Raw genomic sequence first — 16,406 nt, 5'->3', positions numbered from 1 at the left:
CGCGCAAAGTTCCGCCCGGGCGCGTGCCGGGCGTCCACCGGAACCAGCGGGCTTCGCGATCGGCCTCATCTGTCACCTGGACATCGTCGAGAAACGACACGATCGGCGCGGGTTTCGGTCATCGCAGCACCCTCTTGGGAAGAGGCGCAACGACATCCAGAGAATCCATACCGCGCTGGCGGCGGGTGCGGGCCGGGGGTGACGCGGACCCCCTAGTCACGCTATGCTAACCGTCGTTCACGTCGGGACCGGCGTTGAACGCGTGGTCGGAAGGAGTCCGGATGCCACACGACCAGCCGGCCATCATCGGTGCCGCCGAAGTCGCTCCAGGAAGAAACGTTCCGTACACCTCCACTGAATTGCATGTGCGCGCCGCGGTCGCGGCTCTCGCCGACGCAGGGGTGGTCCCAGACGAGGTCGACGGTCTCGTGTGCGCCGGGCCGATGACGAACGAGGGTTCGATCTTCCTGTCCGAGGACCTCATGGACTATCTCGGGCTGCACAACCTGAAACTTCAGATGACCTGTCAGCTTGGCGGCGGGACCCATCTGGCCATGACGCGCATGGCGAGTAACGTCATCGCCCGGGGCGAGGCCGAGACGGTGCTGGTCGTGTCGGCGGGCAAGTTTCCACCGATCCGCGATGGCGGGCGCGAACTGATGGCGCTGGTGTGTGACCACGCGTTCGAGATGCCCTACGGACCCTCCGTGCCGGCGCTGTACGGTTTGATCGCGCAGGCCTGGATGCACGAGACGGGACAGGGCAAGGCGGACATCGCCGAGGTCACCGCGTCGCAGGACCGGTGGGCCGCGCTGAATCCCGCGGCGATCGCGCACCGCTCACAACGCCTGACTGTGGAGGACGTGCTGGCGTCCCGCCCGATCGCCGGGCCGTTCCACTTCTACCACTGCTCGATTCCCTGCGAGGGCGGTGGCGCGCTCGTGCTGGGCTCGGCCCGCCGGGCTCGCGCGGGCAAACACCGGCCGGTACACCTGCTCGGGTTTGGAGAGGGTCACACCCACGGTTTTCTGACCTCGCTGGCCCGCCCGGGTCGTACCGGGGCCGCCCGTTCGGGTCCGATGGCCTTCGAGCGCTCCGGACGGGCGCCGGCCGACATCGACATCGCCTTGCTCTACGACGCCTTCGCCTCAAACCCGGCGATGATCCTGGAGGAGGCGGGCTTCGTGAAGCCCGGCGGGGCAGGCGATTTCTACCGTGACGGCCGCGCCGATCCGGGGGGCGACCTTCCGGTGAACACCGACGGCGGCCTGATCCGGTTCGGGCACACCGGGACCTCCTCTGGCATTTCGCAGATCCTCGAGGGTTATTGGCAGTTGTCCCGGTCGCGCCGAGGGCCGTCAGGTCTTCGGGGCGGACACCGCGTTCGTGCACAGCTACGGCTCGATGCTGTGCAGTCACGTCAGCATGGTGATGGAGGGAGCGTCATGACCGCAGCTTCGAGTTCCCTCGACGGTCTGCACGATCCTGAGGCGCTGCCGCCGCTGACCGATGTCAACCGTCCCTACTTCGCAGCAGCGGCCCGCGGCGTACTCGTCTTCCAGCGGTGCGCGAACGGCCACCCGTTCCTCTACCCGCGGCTGGTGTGTCCCGTCTGCCATGACGGTGAGTTGGCCTGGGAGACCGCGGCGGGTACTGGTGAGATCGTCAGTTTCGCGCCGGTGTACCGCCCCCCGTGGGACTCGTTCCCGCGCAGCGAGCCGTACGTCGTCGTGCTCGTTCGTCTGGACGAGGGGCCGCAGTTGTTGGCCAGTCTCGAGGGCGTGGCCCCCGATGAAGTTGCGATCGGCGCAAGAGTGCGCGCAGTGTTCGAGCGGGTGAACGAGGACCTTGGGCTGGTCCGATTCAGGCCGGCGGCGTCGTGAGCACGTACGGGGTCTCGGTGCTCGGCGCGGACTTGGCCACCCTTGTCGAGACCGCCGAGGCTACCGACCTCGCCGGCTTCGACGCCGCCTGGGCCTCGGAGTTCTACTCGCGCTCCGGCTCGATCTCGATGGCCGCGATGGCCGCGCGCACAAAGCGCTGCCGCATCGGGTCGTCGATCCTGTATGGCGTCGGGCGCAGCCCGCTCGTGCTCGCCACCGAGGCGCGTGACCTCGACGAGCTTTCAGGCGGGCGCGTCGTGCTCGGGCTCGGCAACGGCACACGCCGCATGATGAGCGACTGGCACGGCGTGGAGGACACCTCCGCTCCCGCTCTGCGCATGGAGGAGCTGGTCCCGCTCGTGCGTCGGATCTGGAACCTGCACGAGGGCCCCGTGCGCCATGAGGGTCGCTTCTATCGGATGAATCTCGTCCCGACCGGCGACGTCGCGCCGCCGCAGCGGGCCATCCCGATCATCACCGCGGGCGTGCGTCCGCGGATGTGCGAGGTGGCAGGGCGCGTCGCCGACGGGTTGGCCGGTCATCCGCTATTCACCACGACCTACGTCGAGGAGGTCGCCCGCCCAGCCGTCGTGCGCGGTGCGGAGCGGGCCGGACGCGATCCCGCCGACATTGAGATCGTCTCGATGGTCATCTGCGCGGTGCACGACGACCCACAGATCGCACGCCGTGAGGCCGCGCAGCAGATCGCGTTCTACTCCTCGGTGAAGACCTACGAACACGTTCTCGATGTGAGCGGCTTCGCCAGGCAGGGGGCGGCGATTCGCGACGCGTTCGCGCGGCGTGACCTGCCGGCCATGTTCGCAGCCGTCACCGACGACATGATCGACGCGATGGCGGTGGCCGGCACCGCCGCCGAGGTCCGAGAAGGGCTGCGCCGCTACGAGGGCGTGCTGGACCACATCGTTCTCTACTCACCCTCGATCGGCCTCGCGCCCGAGCGCATCGCCGAGAACCTAGGCAGCCTCATTCGCGATTGTGCACCGGCCTTCGCCGGCGGGAAAGGTGACCAGAGTGGCTGACGCATCGCTCATCGGGACGCAACTCGGGAGCACCACATTTCCCGTCGACCGGTCCAAAGTGCGCGAGTTCGCGCTGTCCCTCGACGACCACGACCCGATCTACCAGGACGCCGCAGCGGCCCGCGCCGCCGGCTTCGGCGCGATCCCCGCTCCGCCGACCTTCGTCGTCTCCTCGGCTCACTGGCGCGCCGACGACGACATGTTCGGCGCCCTCGGGCTCGACCTGCGACGCGTACTGCACGGTGAGTGCGGCTGGGAGTATTTCGCGCCGGTGGTCGTCGGCGACGAGCTCACCGAGACGCGTCGGGTGTCGAACGTGACCAGCCGCGAGGGCAAGCGCGGCGGCACCATGACAATCGTGACGATCGAGACCGACTTCACCAACCAGCGCGACGAACTCGTCGTGCGCCAGACCGACGTCTTGATCGAAACCGGAGGCTCCACCCAATGACGACATCCCCCGCGCCGGTGGCGTTGGCCGCCGGCGACGAGATGCCGAGCTCACAGTTCGGCCCGCTGACGCGCTCGCACATCGTCCGCTACGCCGGGTCCGGCGGCGACTTCAACCCGATCCACCATGACGAGGAGTTCGCCCGCGCGGCCGGCATGCCCGGTGTGTTCGGTATGGGACTGCTGCACGGCGGTGTGCTCGCCCAGCGGCTGACCGCCTGGGTGGGGCTGGCCAACATCCGCTCGTTCCGCATCCGGTTCACCGGTCAGGTATGGCCCGGTGACCTGCTCAGCTTCGGCGGCAGGGTCACCGGCGTGCGCGAGGCCGGAGGGCAGCAGGTGGCAGACCTCGAACTCGTGGTCACGCGCCAGTCCGGCGAACCCGCGATAAAGGGGAGCGCCGTCGTGCAGGTGGCCCGGTGAGCGCGCCAACGAGCGACGTCACCGGCCTCGGGATGACATTCGGGACCTTCGACGAAGGCCGGGCGTGGGTCGGTCATCGCTCCGAACCGCGGCGTGCGTGGTTCCCGATCGACCGCTCGATGGTGTTGTACTACTGCTCGCTCGTCGAGGACGCGAACCCCCGTTACTGGGAGGGTGAGGACTGCCCGCCCGGGCTGCTGATGAGCCTCGGCTTCGCGCCGCAGTGGGTGCCCGGGTACCTAGCGCGTGCCGACATGATGTTCGCGCTCAGCGTCCCGTTGCCGGGCCACCACATCATCAACGCCTCGACGACGACGGAGTTCGAACGCCGGCCCCGGGTAGGCGATCACGTGTCGATCGTGGAGGAGATCGCCTCGATCTCCGAGCCGAAGACGACGCGGGTGGGCACCGGCGTGTTCATCACCACGGTGAGTACGTTCTCCGACCAGCACGGTGAGGTCATCGGCCGCAACACCAACGTGCTCTTCCGATACGACACCGCCGATAGTGAAGGCGCATCATGAACGGATCCACCGAGCACAGCATGGTCCGCTTCCCCGTGCGGTTCGAGGACATCGCCGTCGGCGACACCCTGACGCCCGTCTCGATCGAGATCAGCTACAAGCGCATCTGCATGAACGCGGCTTCGACATGGGACTGGTTCCCCGGTCACCACGACCCCGACTACGCGCGCAGCCAGGGCCAGCGCACAATCTACCTGTCAACCCTCTTCTTCCATGGCTTCATCGACCGCGGCCTCAACGAATGGGCCGGACCCGACGCGCTCATCCGGCGCCGCAGAATCTCAATGATCCGGTCGATCTACCCGGGCCAGACCGCGACCCTGAGCGGCAAGGTCGTGGCCAAACGCGACGATGGCGGACGGCGCCTCGTCGACCTCGAGTTGCTCGTCTCGAGCGAAGATGGTCCGTGCGTGCCGAGTGAAGCCACCGTTGAGCTGGCCGACCCGTTTGTCGAGGTGCCGGGGTGAACTGCCACTCACATGCGAGACGACGGTGAGGGACGGAGGCTCGGTGGCCGAGCAACCGATTCGCTACGAGGTCGTCGACAGCGTGGCCTGGCTGACGATCAACCGGCCCGAGGCGCGCAACGCGCTGAACAACGCTGTGCGCACGGGGCTTATCGACGCGGTACTCCGCTTCAATGACGACGACGCGGCGAAGGTGCTCGTCCTCACCGGCGTGGGCGATAAGGCGTTCTGCGCCGGCGGGGACTTGAAGGAGATGGCGCAGAACGCGCTCAAGGTGCCCCCGAAGGACTTCGCTCCGCAGTTCGGCCGCAACATCGATGTCGCGAAGCCGACGATCGCGGCCGTCAACGGTGTCGCGTTCGCCGGGGGCTTCCTGCTCGCGCAGCAGTGCGACCTGGTCGTGGCCGCCGAACACGCGACCTTCGCCGTCAGCGAGGTCAAGGTCGGCCGCGGTTCGCCGTGGGCGACACCCCTGTCGTGGCTGGTGCCCCCGCGCGTTGCCATGCAAATCCTGCTGACCGGCGACCCGATCACCGCCGCGCGCGCCCACCAGGTCGGCTTGGTCAATGAGGTGGTGCCGGCCGATCAGTTACGCGAGCGTACCCAGCAGTTGGCGCTCAGCATCGCCGCGAACGCACCGCTGTCCGTGCTCGCGTCCAAGCGCACCGTGTACCTCTCGGCGCAGCACCACCTCGCCGCCGCGTACGACCTGGCCGACGAGATATGGGAGCCGGTCTATCTGAGCGACGACGCGCAGGAAGGCCCGGCGGCGTTCCGCGAGAAGCGCGCGCCGCAGTGGAAGGGACACTGACATGGCGGTGAGCATGCAGTCGGTTATCACCGACATCGAAGCGGAGACGGCAGCCCTACGCGGATTGGTCGCGCCGCTGACCGAAGGTCCGCGCGGCTGGGACGCGCCGACTCCGGCCGTGGGCTGGACGATCCGCGACCAGATCAGCCATCTGGCGTTCTTCGACGACGTCGCGGTGCGCTCGGCCACCGACCCCGACGGGTTCAGCAGCGACTACCTGCCGATGATGGCCGACGGAGCCATCTCACCCGACGTCATCGCCGAGCGCTACCGTCAAATGCCGGCTGCCGACCTGCTCGCGTGGTTCGACACGTCGCGTGCCGCCCTCGTTGCGGCGTTCGCGGACATTGACCCGGCGACCCGCCTGCCGTGGTTCGGGCCGCCGATGAGCGCGGTCTCGTCGCTGACAGCGCGACTCATGGAGACCTGGGCGCACGGCCAGGACGTCGTCGACGCGCTCGGCGCGACCCGCGAGGCCACGGCACGGCTGCGTCACGTGGCCCACATCGGGGTGGGTGCACGCGCGTTCAGCTACCTGGCCAACGGTCTGGACCTGCCCGCGGACCCGGTACGCGTTGAGCTGACCGCTCCGGACGGCAGCGTCTGGACGTGGGGGCCAGCCGACGCGGCCAACCGCGTGAGCGGGCCGGCGCTCGACTTTTGCCTGTTGGTCACCCAACGCCGCCACCGCGACGACACCGCTTTGGTCGCCGACGGCCCGCTGGCCGACCAGTGGCTCGCGATCGCCCAGGCCTTCGCGGGGCCCCCTGGCGGCGGGCGCGTGGCGGGCCAGTTTGCAGGGCGTCAGCGGTGAGCGTCCCGGTCCGCATCGGCAACTGCTCCGGCTTTTACGGCGACCGCATCGCCGCAGCCCGCGAGATGGTCGAGGGCGGACCGATCGACGTCCTGTGCGGTGACTATCTGGCCGAGCTGACCATGCTCATCCTGGCCAAGGCCCAGGCCAAAGACCCGTCCGGCGGGTACGCGCGGACTTTCCTCACCCAAATGGAACAGGTGCTGGGCACCTGTCTCGATCATGGCATCAAGGTCGTCGCGAACGCGGGCGGGCTGAATCCCGCCGGCTTGGCCGCCGCGTTGCGCGAGCTGTCCGCCCGTCTCGGCCTCACCGCGCGCGTCGCTCACGTCGAGGGCGACGACCTACGTGGCGACCTCCACGCAATCACGCCGCCCGTCGGCGACATCAAACCGGTATCGGCCAACGCGTACCTCGGCGCCTGGGGCATCACCGAGGCGCTGCGTTCGGGCGCCGACGTCGTCGTGACCGGCCGGGTCACCGACGCATCCCTGGTCGTCGGTCCAGCCGCCTGGTGGCACGCCTGGGCACCCGCCGACTGGGATCGGCTCGCGGGCGCGGTCGTCGCCGGGCACGTGATCGAGTGCGGCCCTCAGGCGACGGGCGGCAACTACGCGTTCCTGGACGAGATCACGGACCGCCGCTACCCGGGGTTTCCGATCGCCGAGGTCGCCGAGGACGGCTCTTCGGTGATCACGAAGCATCCCGGCACCGGGGGACTGGTCTCAGTCGGCACGGTCACCGCCCAGCTGCTCTACGAGACCGCTGAACCTGCCTACCTCGGCCCCGACGTCGTCGCCCACTTCGACACCATCCGGCTGGCTCAACAGGGTGAGCACCGCGTCGCGATCAGCGGTACGAAAGGCAGTCCGCCGCCGGACACGTTGAAGGTGGCGTTGAATGAGGTGGGCGGCTTCCGTAACACAATGACCATGGTGCTCACCGGCCTCGACATCGGGGCCAAGGCGGCTTTCGCCGAACAGCAGCTCTTCGACGTTCTCGGCGGACGCGACGCCTTCGACGAAGTCGACGTGAGGCTGTTGCGTTTCGACGTCTCCGACGCACCGACGAACGAGCAAGCCTGCGCGCACCTGCGTGTGACGGTGAAGGACGCCGACCCGCGCAAGGTGGGCCGAGCCTTCTCCGGGGGGGGGTCATGGAGATCGCCCTGGCTGGTTTCGCCGGCTTCCACACCACCACGCCACCGTCCTCGGAGACCGCCTTCGGCGTCTACCGGCCGGCCTACGTAGCGCGGTCGGCCCTCACGCACGTACTCGTCGACGCCGACGGCACACGGCACGAGATCCCCGACCCGCCGACCGGTGCCGTCCCGCCGGCTAGGATCGCCGCGCTCGCGAAGCTGCCAGTGCCGTCCGGGCCGACACGTCGCGCGCCGCTCGGGTCGGTACTCGGCGCGCGGTCCGGAGACAAGGGCGGCAACGCTAACCTCGGCCTGTGGGCACGGGATGACCCTGGGTACGCGTGGGCGCGTGACTACCTCAGCGTCGAGCGGCTGCGCACTCTGCTCGGGCCGGAGACGGCGCACCTGCCCATGGAGCGCTTCGAACTGCCGAACCTGCGCGCCCTCAACGTGGTGGTGCACGGCTTGCTCGGTGACGGGGTGGCCTCCTCGACCCGGCTGGACGCACAGGCCAAGGGGCTCGGGGAATACGTGCGGTCCCGCATGGTGGACATTCCCCAGTCGCTGCTCGACACACACTAAATCCGGTGCGGGGCGCCGTCTACCTGCTGTGTAACCGCGCGGCTGAACAGCGCCGCAACGGCCGCGGCGGCCAGCATCGCCTCAATCGTCGCGTCGTCCAGCGACGCCGGCATGTACGCGGACGCGTTGAGCAATGACAGCACGGCGGCGACCAGGCCCTGTGCGCGCTCACGGTCCAGATCGCCCCGTGCTCGTACGAGTGCCTCGACCCAAAAGGACTCGTAGCTGTGCTGTCGGCGTCGCAGGGCACGGGTCGCCAGCGGCGACAGCGAGCGGTGCTCGCGGGCGTAGACGGCCAACAGGCCGCGTCGTCGCGCGCCGAAGGCCGCGTGCAGGTCGACAAGGGCGTGCAGGACCTCCGTCGGTGTGCCGGCCGTGGTGGCGCGCCGGGCGCCGGCCAGCAGCTCAGTCATGGCGGCGTCGCATAACTCGCGAAGGATCGCGTCCTTGTTCTGAAAGTGCCGGTAGACGGCCGGCCCGCTCACCCCTGCTGCGGCACCGATGTCGTCGATGCCCACGGCGTGAAAGCCTTGCCGCGCGAACAGGTCGGCGGCGGCCTCGAGGAGCAGTTTGCGGCGCAAACCGGCCACTTTCAGGCCTCCTGTCGATTTGTGGTTACGTTGTTCGCCGTCCGATCCGCTGGGCTGGGATCCTACCGACGCTGGGGTTGCCTGCGTCGGCACCCGCCGCACCGAATCGAGGGAGGTGAACGAAACCGCTAGCCCCCGCCGATGCTGTCGATCCTTTTCTCAGTTCATGATTTAGGGGCCCTGCTCCGAACCCGCGATGTGCAGCGGCACGACTCAGCGCAAAACGACTCCGCCCTCGATGCCCGTGAACTGCGCGCGCAGCTCGGTCTTGAGCAGCTTGCCGGTGGCGTTGCGCGGCAGTTCGGCGACGAAGTGCACGTCACGCGGACACTTGAAGTGTGCCAGCCGCTCCCGGCACCACGCCACGATCTCCTCGGCGCTCGGCGCCTGCGTCGCCGGGTCGGCAACCACGACCGCGACGACGCGTTCGCCCCACTTCGCGTCCTTACCGCCGATCACGGCGGCGTCGAACACCGCCGGGTGGCGGAAGAGGACCTGCTCGACCTCGATCGGGTAGACGTTCTCGCCGCCGGAGATGATCATGTCCTTCTTGCGGTCGACGAGGGTGATGAAGCCCTCCGCGTCCATGCGCCCGAGATCGCCCGTGTGGAACCAGCCCCCGCGCAACGCCTCGGCGCTCGAATCGGCCTTCATCCAGTAGCCGGTGAACACATTCGGACCGCGCACGATCAGTTCGCCCACGGTGTCGGTCGCGACGTCGCGGTCGTCGTCGTCGACGATGCGGGCGTCGACATGCATCGCGACGCGGCCGATCGACCCGGCCCGCGTGCTGATGTTCTCGGCGTCGAGGACGGTCACCAGGGGAGCGGTCTCGGTCATGCCGAAGCCCTCGGTGAAGGGCACGCCTCGCTCGCGCATGAAGTCGATGACCGTGAGGGGGACGGGCGACCCGCCGCCCATGGCGAAACGCAGCGCAGACAGGTTGAAGGAGTCGAAGTCGGACACCTGTGTGAGAGCGGTCCACATGGCCGGCACCATGAACTGAACCGTGACGTGGTGGTCGGCCATCGCCTGCAGCGTAGCTCGCGGCTCGAAGGACGGCATGATGACGCTGGTGCCGCCGACGTAGAGCAGCGGCAGGGTGTGTACTCCCAGCCCGCCGATGTGGAACAACGGCGCCACCGCGACGGTGACGTCCTCGCCCCGCAGGCCGATGTCGGTGCCGAGGACGTTGATCGCGTTCCATAGCAGGTTGTCGTGGGTGAGGATCGCGCCCTTGGGTCGGCCCGTCGTCCCCGACGTGTACATGATGAACGCGGGGTCGCTGCCGTCGACGTCACCGTTGAGCGGTTCGGGCGCGGCGCCCGAGACGACGTCTTCGTAGCCGAGCTCGCCCGGCGCCGGCGCCCCACCGGCGCGTACGACATGGCGCACGCGGACTCCGGACTCGGTGACGGCGCTCTTGGCCTGCGCGGCGAACGGCTCGTGGAAGACCAGAACATCGGCGCCTGAGTCGGCCAGGATGTAGCCGATCTCGGGTCCGGCAAGGCGCACGTTGAGCGGAACTGCAAGTGCGCCGATTTTGGCGCAGCCCAGCAGCACCTGGATGAACTCGGTCGAATTGACCAGCAGCATCGCGACCCGATCGCCCTTGCGCACGCCGAGGGCGATGAGTGCGGCGGCGACCTGGTTGGTGCGCCGATCGAGGTCGGCGTAGGTGATGTGCGCGCCGTTGCTGATCAACGCGGTGCGCCCGCCGTTGAGGAAGGCGCGCCGGGTCACCCACTGACCGATGCCGAGTTGCATGCGATTCCCTTTCCGTCCGCGGCGACTCAGTAGGACGCGGGCAGTTTCAGGCTGTGCTGCGCCACGAAGTTGAGGATCATTTCGCGGCTGATCGGCGCGGTGCGCATGAGCCGGGCCGGACCCCACAACGTGGCGAGGCCGTACTCGGTGGCCATGCCGTTGCCGCCGTGGGTCTGAATCGCCTGGTCGAGCGCCAGGATGCCCGCCTCGGCTGCGGCATATTTCGCCATGTTCGACGCCTCACCCGACCCCGGATCGCCGGCGTCGTGCAGGGCGGCGGCACGCTGGGTCATCAACCGGGCCAGCTCGACCTGGATCTTGGCGTGGGCGAGGGGGTGCGATACGCCCTGGTGCGAGCCGATCGGCGCTCCCCACACGTGGCGGTTGCGGGCGTAATCGGCGGCTTTATCCAGCGCGTAACGGCCGATGCCGTTGCCGAGCGCTGCCCCCATGATTCGCTCCGGGTTCAGGCCCATGAAGACCTGGCGCAGGCCCTCGTTCTCCGTGCCGATAAGGTTGGCGGCCGGCACGCGGACGTCATCGAAGAATAGAGTGAACTGCTTCTCTGGAGTGACCGCCTGGACCGGGATGAGTGACTTGGTGAGCCCGGGGACATCGGTGGGCACGACGAGCAGGCTGAGTAGTCCGCGACCACTGTCGTTGGTAGACGTTCGGGTGACGACCAGGATCGCTTCGGCTTCGTCGACACCGGAGATGTAGTACTTGGTGCCGTTGATGACCCAGTCGTCGCCGTCGCGTTTCGCGGTCGTGGAGATGTTGTGCGAGTTCGAGCCCGCGTCCGGCTCGGTGATTGCGAATGCCATGATCGTCTCGCCGCTGGCGATGCCCGGCAGCCACTGCTGCTTGAGTTCCTCACTGCCGAATGCCTGGATGATCGTGCCGCAGATGGTTGGCGAGACGACGGTCATCAGCAGCGGGCAGCCCGCCGCGGCGAGCTCCTCACCGACGATCTGCATGTCGTAGATGCCGCCGCCGCCGCCGCCGTACTGCTCGGAAAGGTTCACCCCGAGGAAGCCCTGTTTGCCCACGGCCTGCCACAGCTCGGTGCTCTTCGCGCCGGCCAGCGATTTTTCCAGGTAGTACTCGTGTCCGAAGTCCTTGGCGATCTCGGCGACCGCCTTGCGCAGGTCCTGACGTTCCTCTGTCTCGTGCAATTCCATGACACTCCTCACATCGGTATCGACGCGCCACCGATCGGGAGCGCGCCGGGTTCATTAGAGCTCGGTGGCGTCCGACGCCACTTCACCGCCGTCCACCGCCTCGACCACGGCGAGGACGTCACCGCTCGAGACCTGATGGCCGACCTGGACCGGCAGGGCGCTCAGCACCCCGTCGATCGGGCTCGCGACGGTGTGCTCCATCTTCATCGCCTCCAGGACGACAAGGGTTTGGCCCGCCGAGACCGTCTCGCCCTCGGCGACCGGTAGTCGGATCACCGAGCCCGGCATCGGCGCGGTGAGCGACCCGGGCGGGTTGAGAGTGCTCGGGTCGACGAAGCGTGGCGCCAGCCGCAGGGCGGAGTAGCCGGCGACCGAGTCGAGGTGGGCAACATCGCCGTCGAGGACGACATCATAAGTGCGGCGCACCCCGTCGACGCGCAGCACCACCCGCTCGCTACTGCCCTCGACAACCTCGACGTCGGCCAACGGCTCGTCGTCGACCTGCAGGCAGGTCCCTGTCGAACCTAACGTGTACCCGACGCGCACTTCGCGCCCACCCTGGGTCTGCCAGGTCGTGGTCTGCGGCTGCGAAGGGTTGTTGCGCCAGCCGGCGGGCAACGTGGCCTGCAGAGTTGCGACGGCACGCCGCGCGGCCACCCCGGCCACGGTCGCCGCGACGGCGTGCAGGCGCTCGGACTGCGTGTCTGGGAGGGCAGCGCCGAGTTGGGCGACGTCGTGTCGGTCAAGGAACCCAGTGTCGGTGCCCCGCCCGGCGAACTCGTCATGGCGCAGGACGCGAACAAGCAGGTTGCGATTGGTGGTCACGCCGTGAATACGGGCGCCGGCCAGCGCCGCCGAGAGGCTGGCAAGTGCCTCGTCGCGCGTTGGTGCCCACGCGATGACCTTGGCCAGCAGCGAATCGTAGTAATGACTGATGACCGAACCGGCACGAAAACCCGAGTCAACCCGCACGCCGGCAAGCGCCGGGACATCCAAGGTGCGCAGGGTGCCGGTACAGGGCCGGTAGTCATCGGCCGGATCCTCGGCGCACAGACGGGCCTCGACCGCGTGACCGCGAATTCGCGGGTTGTGCATCTCCTCAGGCAGCGGGCGGCCCATGGCTACGAGCAGCTGGGCACGCACCAGGTCGAGGCCGGTGATCAGCTCGGTAACCGGGTGCTCGACCTGCAGCCGGGTGTTCATCTCGAGGAAGGCGAAGGAGTCGGCTTTGCCATCCTGAGCGGCGTCGTAGACGAACTCGACCGTCCCGGCGCCTACGTAGCCGACGGCGCGCGCGGCGGCGATGGCGGCCTCGCTCATCCGAGCGCGCAACGCGTCGTCGACGACCGGTGACGGCGCCTCCTCGATCACCTTCTGGTGTCGACGCTGCACGGAGCACTCGCGCTCGAACAGAGAGACGACGTTTCCGTGCGTGTCGGCCATGATCTGGATCTCGACGTGGCGTGGGCGCTGGACGTAACGCTCGAGGAAGACGGTGCCGTCGGCGAACGCGGCGGCGGCCTCACGCGAAGCGGAGGTGACCGCTTCGTCGAGCTCGTCCGGCGACGCGACAATGCGCATGCCTCGGCCACCGCCGCCGGCGCTGGCCTTGACCAGCACGGGGTAGCCGACGTCGGCGGCCAGCTTCGCCAGCTGCTCGGCCGATAGCCCCGTCGTGTCGCCACCGGGCAGCACAGGCACCCCCGCGTCGGACATCGTCTTCTTGGCCTGCAGCTTCGAGCCCATCGCGTCGATCGCCCCGGGCGGCGGACCGATGAAGACGAGGTCGGCGGCGGCACAGGCGCGCGCGAACCCGGCGTTTTCCGAAAGGAAGCCGTAGCCGGGGTGTACTGCGTCCGCGCCGGTGAGCGAGGCAGCGGCGATGATCCGGTGGATGTCGAGGTAGGTCTCAGCGGCAGACGAGCCGGGAAGGTGCACGGCCTCGTCGGCGTCGGCGACGTGCCACGCGTCGGCGTCGGCGTCGGAATAGACCGCGACGGTGGCGATGCCGAGATCGCGGCAAGTGCGGAACACCCGCCGCGCGATCTCGCCACGGTTGGCGACCAGGACCTTGCGGATCTTGGGCATCGCCATCACATCCGGAACACGCCGTAGCCACGCTGGCCACGGACCTCGCCGTTGTGGATCACCGACAGGCAGAACCCGAGAACGGTCCGCGTATCGCGGGGATCGATGATCCCGTCGTCGTAAAGTCGGCCGCTGTTGGCCAGTGCGACGGATTCGCGCTCGATCTGTTCCTCGACGGCGGCGCGCATCTGGGCGTCGGCCTCCTCGTCGAAGGGCAGCCCGCGGTCGGCGGCGGACTCGCGCGCCACGATGGACAGCACTCCGGCCAGTTGCGCCGGACCCATCACGGCCGACTTCGAGTTAGGCCAAGCGAATAGGAAACGCGGCGAGTACGATCGCCCGCACATGCCGTAGTTCCCGGCACCGTAGGACGCACCCATGGTGATGGTCACGTGGGGGACCGTGCTGTTGGATACGGCGTTGATCATCTTGGCGCCGTCCTTGATGATGCCGCCCTGTTCGTACTCGGCACCGACCATGAAACCGGTGGTGTTCTGCAGGAAGATGAGGGGGGTGTCGATCTGATTTGCCAGTTGGATGAACTGCGAACCTTTCTCGGCCTCCTCACTGAACAGGATGCCCCGTGCGTTGGCGAGGATGCCGACTGGGAAGCCGTGGATCGAGGCCCAGCCGGTGACGAGTGACGTGCCGTAGAGAGGTTTGAACTCGTCGAAGGCCGAGCCGTCGACCACTCGGGCGATGACGTCGCGGGGGTCGAAGGGCACCTTCGGATCGACCGACGCGATGCCGAGCAGCTGATCGGGGTCGTGCACCGGTGGGTGCGGCGGCGTGGTGGGTCCGGGGCCGTTCTTCCGCCAGTTGAGCCGCGCCATGATGCGACGGCCGATGCGGATCGCATCCTGCTCGTCCTCGGCCATGTAATCGGCCAGCCCCGAGGTGCGGGCGTGCATGTCGGCGCCGCCGAGCGACTCGTCATCGGAGACCTCGCCCGTGGCCATCTTGACCAGCGGCGGACCCCCGAGGAACACCTTGGAACGGTTGCGAACCATCACGACGTAGTCGCACATGCCCGGGACGTACGCACCTCCAGCGGTGGAGTTGCCGAAGACCAAGGCCAGTGTCGGCAGCCCCGCTGCGCTGTGCTGTGTCAAGTCGTGGAACAGCTGTCCGCCGGGCACGAAGATGTCTGCCTGTGTGGGCAGGTCGGCGCCGCCAGACTCGACGATGTTGATGATGGGCAGTCGGTTCTCCCGCGCGATGGCCATGCCGCGGAACACCTTGCGGAAGGTATAGGGGTTCGATGCGCCGCCGCGGACGGTGGGGTCGTGGGCGATGATCATCGACTCGATGCCCTCGACTACGCCGATGCCGACCACCACGCTACCGCCGACGGGGAACTTACTGCCCCAGGCGGCGAAGGGACATAGTTCGAGGAACGCCGTGTCGGGGTCGAGCATCAGCTCGATGCGCTCGCGGACGAGCAGCTTGCCCCGCTTGCGGTGGCGCGCAACGTATTTCGCGCCTCCGCCGCCGTTGACCAGCGCCAGTTGCTCCACGATGGTGTGGAGTTGCGCGCTCAGTCCTTCGCGGTTCTTGAGATACCCGGGCGCGGTGTCGTCGACCCGGTCGGGCAAGACCTGTACCAAAATTTTCCCTCCGGGCGAGCATCGACGTCATCTGCTAGGCGCTGATGTTAGCCGCAATTAACATCAGGTGACAACGGCGGCAGGGCTTGCGTCAGATTTGTTTCCCGCGCCGCGATTCCGTCGAAGCGCGATGGATCGAAGCGGTGCGCTTCGCTGCAGATCGAGCGATCAAAGGAATTGACTGCGGGCGCGACGGCACACACAGGGCCCTTGCTAGGTCGTATCGAGTTCCTCGTCCGGCGCGCGTGGAGTCTACGGTCGCGATCTCGGGTGAACGCCAGCAGTGATTATCAGCGTCGCGCCATGCGCCTCAGCCAACCGAGTCGTATATAAATCCGGGTCGGTCAGAATCTATCGGGTCTCGTCAACTGCGGCCAGCCGCGGAGCGGCCTGATCAGGCGCCTGCCCGAGGGTATATAGGCCGAGACTGCCGAGAAAACCCGCACAGTGCTCGATAAGCATTTCAGTCGAGAGGTTCAGTTGTCCGTCTATCCAGCGACGGAGTATCTCGAACAGGCCCCCGACACCGTAGGTGGCGGCGAGATCTGCGACTTGAAGCACCTCGCTGGGTATATCGAGGTGCAAGCGGGCCTCTCTGAGCACCAGCTCCGCAAAATCGGTCATCAGCTCGCTTCGCAGCTGCCGAAGGAGGGGTTCTGCGCCCGATTCGACAAACAGTATGCGGGCCATGCTGGGATCGTTCTCGATCACCTGAACCAGGGCCTTGATCGGAGCGTAAGCGAGTTCTTGAGGAGCAACCGTGTCGTCCGGAATGGCGCTGGTTATCACCGCCTGGAAGGTGGCGGAGATCTTGGCAAATACCGCGCGCAAGAGTGCGTCTCGGTCGCGAAACTGCTGGTAGAAGTACCGGCTCGTCACTCCTGACTTCGCACACACGGCGGTCACGGTGCACGCGGTAGCTCCGTGGGTGCCCATGATTGAGACCGCGGCATCAATCAACATCACGCGGCGCTGCGCATCGCGTTGAGCTGCGGACAGCCCGCCATAAACACGTGCTGGACTCATGTCCTACAGTCT

At 67.8% G+C, this 16,406-nt stretch carries 14 protein-coding genes and 2 pseudogenes; 10 read left to right on the top strand and 6 right to left on the bottom strand.

Annotation, left to right across the window (positions count from 1 at the left end):
- The first annotated feature begins 281 nt into the window (after window positions 1–281).
- The 10 genes and pseudogenes from ACJ512_RS17145 to ACJ512_RS17100 all read left to right on the top strand — a co-directional run bounded on the left by ACJ512_RS17145 (window position 282) and on the right by ACJ512_RS17100 (window position 8,135).
- Window positions 282–1,449 (top strand): annotated as a pseudogene (locus ACJ512_RS17145) (thiolase family protein).
- A complete protein-coding gene (locus ACJ512_RS17140; RefSeq protein ID WP_005061010.1) occupies window positions 1,446–1,883 on the top strand; it encodes a Zn-ribbon domain-containing OB-fold protein in 438 nt (145 codons plus the stop codon). The pseudogene ACJ512_RS17145 and the gene ACJ512_RS17140 overlap by 4 nt, the downstream one beginning before the upstream one ends.
- Window positions 1,880–2,923 carry an LLM class flavin-dependent oxidoreductase gene (locus tag ACJ512_RS17135; RefSeq protein WP_005086613.1) on the top strand — a complete coding sequence of 348 codons (1,044 nt, stop codon included), beginning with the start codon at window positions 1,880–1,882 and terminating at the stop codon, window positions 2,921–2,923. Before ACJ512_RS17140 ends, ACJ512_RS17135 begins: the two co-directional genes overlap by 4 nt.
- Window positions 2,916–3,374 carry an FAS1-like dehydratase domain-containing protein gene (locus ACJ512_RS17130; RefSeq protein WP_005086612.1) on the top strand — a complete coding sequence of 153 codons (459 nt, stop codon included), beginning with the start codon at window positions 2,916–2,918 and terminating at the stop codon, window positions 3,372–3,374. The genes ACJ512_RS17135 and ACJ512_RS17130 overlap by 8 nt, the downstream gene beginning before the upstream one ends.
- Window positions 3,371–3,796 (top strand): dihydroxy-acid dehydratase, encoded by a 426-nt coding sequence (locus ACJ512_RS17125; protein WP_005086611.1) that lies wholly within the window; start codon window positions 3,371–3,373, stop codon window positions 3,794–3,796. The genes ACJ512_RS17130 and ACJ512_RS17125 overlap by 4 nt, the downstream gene beginning before the upstream one ends.
- Before the next feature lie 32 nt (window positions 3,797–3,828).
- Entirely contained in the window at window positions 3,829–4,320 is a 492-nt protein-coding gene (locus tag ACJ512_RS17120) for an FAS1-like dehydratase domain-containing protein (RefSeq protein WP_005115562.1), read from the top strand.
- Window positions 4,317–4,787, top strand: a complete 471-nt coding sequence (locus ACJ512_RS17115; RefSeq protein WP_005086609.1) for a hotdog family protein — start codon at window positions 4,317–4,319, stop codon at window positions 4,785–4,787. The genes ACJ512_RS17120 and ACJ512_RS17115 overlap by 4 nt, the downstream gene beginning before the upstream one ends.
- A gap of 43 nt (window positions 4,788–4,830) precedes the next feature.
- Window positions 4,831–5,598: an enoyl-CoA hydratase/isomerase family protein gene (locus ACJ512_RS17110; protein WP_005086608.1), complete on the top strand. Its 768-nt coding sequence runs from the start codon at window positions 4,831–4,833 to the stop codon at window positions 5,596–5,598.
- Window position 5,599: 1 nt separating this feature from the next.
- Entirely contained in the window at window positions 5,600–6,412 is an 813-nt protein-coding gene (locus tag ACJ512_RS17105) for a TIGR03084 family metal-binding protein (protein WP_005116473.1), read from the top strand.
- Window positions 6,409–8,135: pseudogene (locus ACJ512_RS17100) on the top strand (acyclic terpene utilization AtuA family protein). The gene ACJ512_RS17105 and the pseudogene ACJ512_RS17100 overlap by 4 nt, the downstream one beginning before the upstream one ends.
- Here ACJ512_RS17100 and ACJ512_RS17095 read toward each other — a convergent pair.
- The 6 genes from ACJ512_RS17095 to ACJ512_RS17070 form a co-directional block, all read right to left on the bottom strand.
- Entirely contained in the window at window positions 8,132–8,725 is a 594-nt protein-coding gene (locus ACJ512_RS17095; protein ID WP_005086604.1) for a TetR/AcrR family transcriptional regulator, read from the bottom strand. The pseudogene ACJ512_RS17100 and the gene ACJ512_RS17095 overlap by 4 nt on opposite strands.
- A gap of 213 nt (window positions 8,726–8,938) precedes the next feature.
- Window positions 8,939–10,492: an acyl-CoA synthetase gene (locus tag ACJ512_RS17090; protein WP_005086603.1), complete on the bottom strand. Its 1,554-nt coding sequence runs from the start codon at window positions 10,490–10,492 to the stop codon at window positions 8,939–8,941.
- A gap of 26 nt (window positions 10,493–10,518) precedes the next feature.
- Window positions 10,519–11,673 (bottom strand): acyl-CoA dehydrogenase family protein, encoded by a 1,155-nt coding sequence (locus tag ACJ512_RS17085; RefSeq protein ID WP_005086601.1) that lies wholly within the window; start codon window positions 11,671–11,673, stop codon window positions 10,519–10,521.
- A 54-nt stretch (window positions 11,674–11,727) separates the two neighbouring features.
- On the bottom strand, window positions 11,728–13,761 hold the full coding sequence (locus ACJ512_RS17080) for an ATP-binding protein (protein WP_005116476.1): 2,034 nt from the start codon (window positions 13,759–13,761) through the stop codon (window positions 11,728–11,730).
- 5 nt (window positions 13,762–13,766) lie between these two features.
- On the bottom strand, window positions 13,767–15,368 hold the full coding sequence (locus ACJ512_RS17075; RefSeq protein ID WP_005086599.1) for an acyl-CoA carboxylase subunit beta: 1,602 nt from the start codon (window positions 15,366–15,368) through the stop codon (window positions 13,767–13,769).
- 351 nt (window positions 15,369–15,719) lie between these two features.
- Window positions 15,720–16,394 (bottom strand): TetR/AcrR family transcriptional regulator, encoded by a 675-nt coding sequence (locus tag ACJ512_RS17070; RefSeq protein ID WP_005086598.1) that lies wholly within the window; start codon window positions 16,392–16,394, stop codon window positions 15,720–15,722.
- Between the last annotated feature and the right edge of the window lie 12 nt (window positions 16,395–16,406).

The sequence above is a fragment of the Mycobacterium cajalii genome (assembly GCF_045809005.2).
Lineage (GTDB): Bacteria > Actinomycetota > Actinomycetes > Mycobacteriales > Mycobacteriaceae > Mycobacterium.
The sequence above is the reverse complement of the archived record's forward strand: the minus strand, read 5'-3'. Positions and strand labels throughout refer to the sequence as shown.

Coding starts and splice junctions, on each gene's coding strand:
- ACJ512_RS17080 (WP_005116476.1), bottom strand. CDS start 13,761: ATGCCCAAGATCCGCAAGGTCCTGGTCGCCAACCGTGGCGAGATCGCG.
- ACJ512_RS17120 (WP_005115562.1), top strand. CDS start 3,829: ATGACATTCGGGACCTTCGACGAAGGCCGGGCGTGGGTCGGTCATCGC.
- ACJ512_RS17115 (WP_005086609.1), top strand. CDS start 4,317: ATGAACGGATCCACCGAGCACAGCATGGTCCGCTTCCCCGTGCGGTTC.
- ACJ512_RS17085 (WP_005086601.1), bottom strand. CDS start 11,673: ATGGAATTGCACGAGACAGAGGAACGTCAGGACCTGCGCAAGGCGGTC.
- ACJ512_RS17125 (WP_005086611.1), top strand. CDS start 3,371: ATGACGACATCCCCCGCGCCGGTGGCGTTGGCCGCCGGCGACGAGATG.
- ACJ512_RS17070 (WP_005086598.1), bottom strand. CDS start 16,394: ATGAGTCCAGCACGTGTTTATGGCGGGCTGTCCGCAGCTCAACGCGAT.
- ACJ512_RS17105 (WP_005116473.1), top strand. CDS start 5,600: ATGGCGGTGAGCATGCAGTCGGTTATCACCGACATCGAAGCGGAGACG.
- ACJ512_RS17140 (WP_005061010.1), top strand. CDS start 1,446: ATGACCGCAGCTTCGAGTTCCCTCGACGGTCTGCACGATCCTGAGGCG.
- ACJ512_RS17090 (WP_005086603.1), bottom strand. CDS start 10,492: ATGCAACTCGGCATCGGTCAGTGGGTGACCCGGCGCGCCTTCCTCAAC.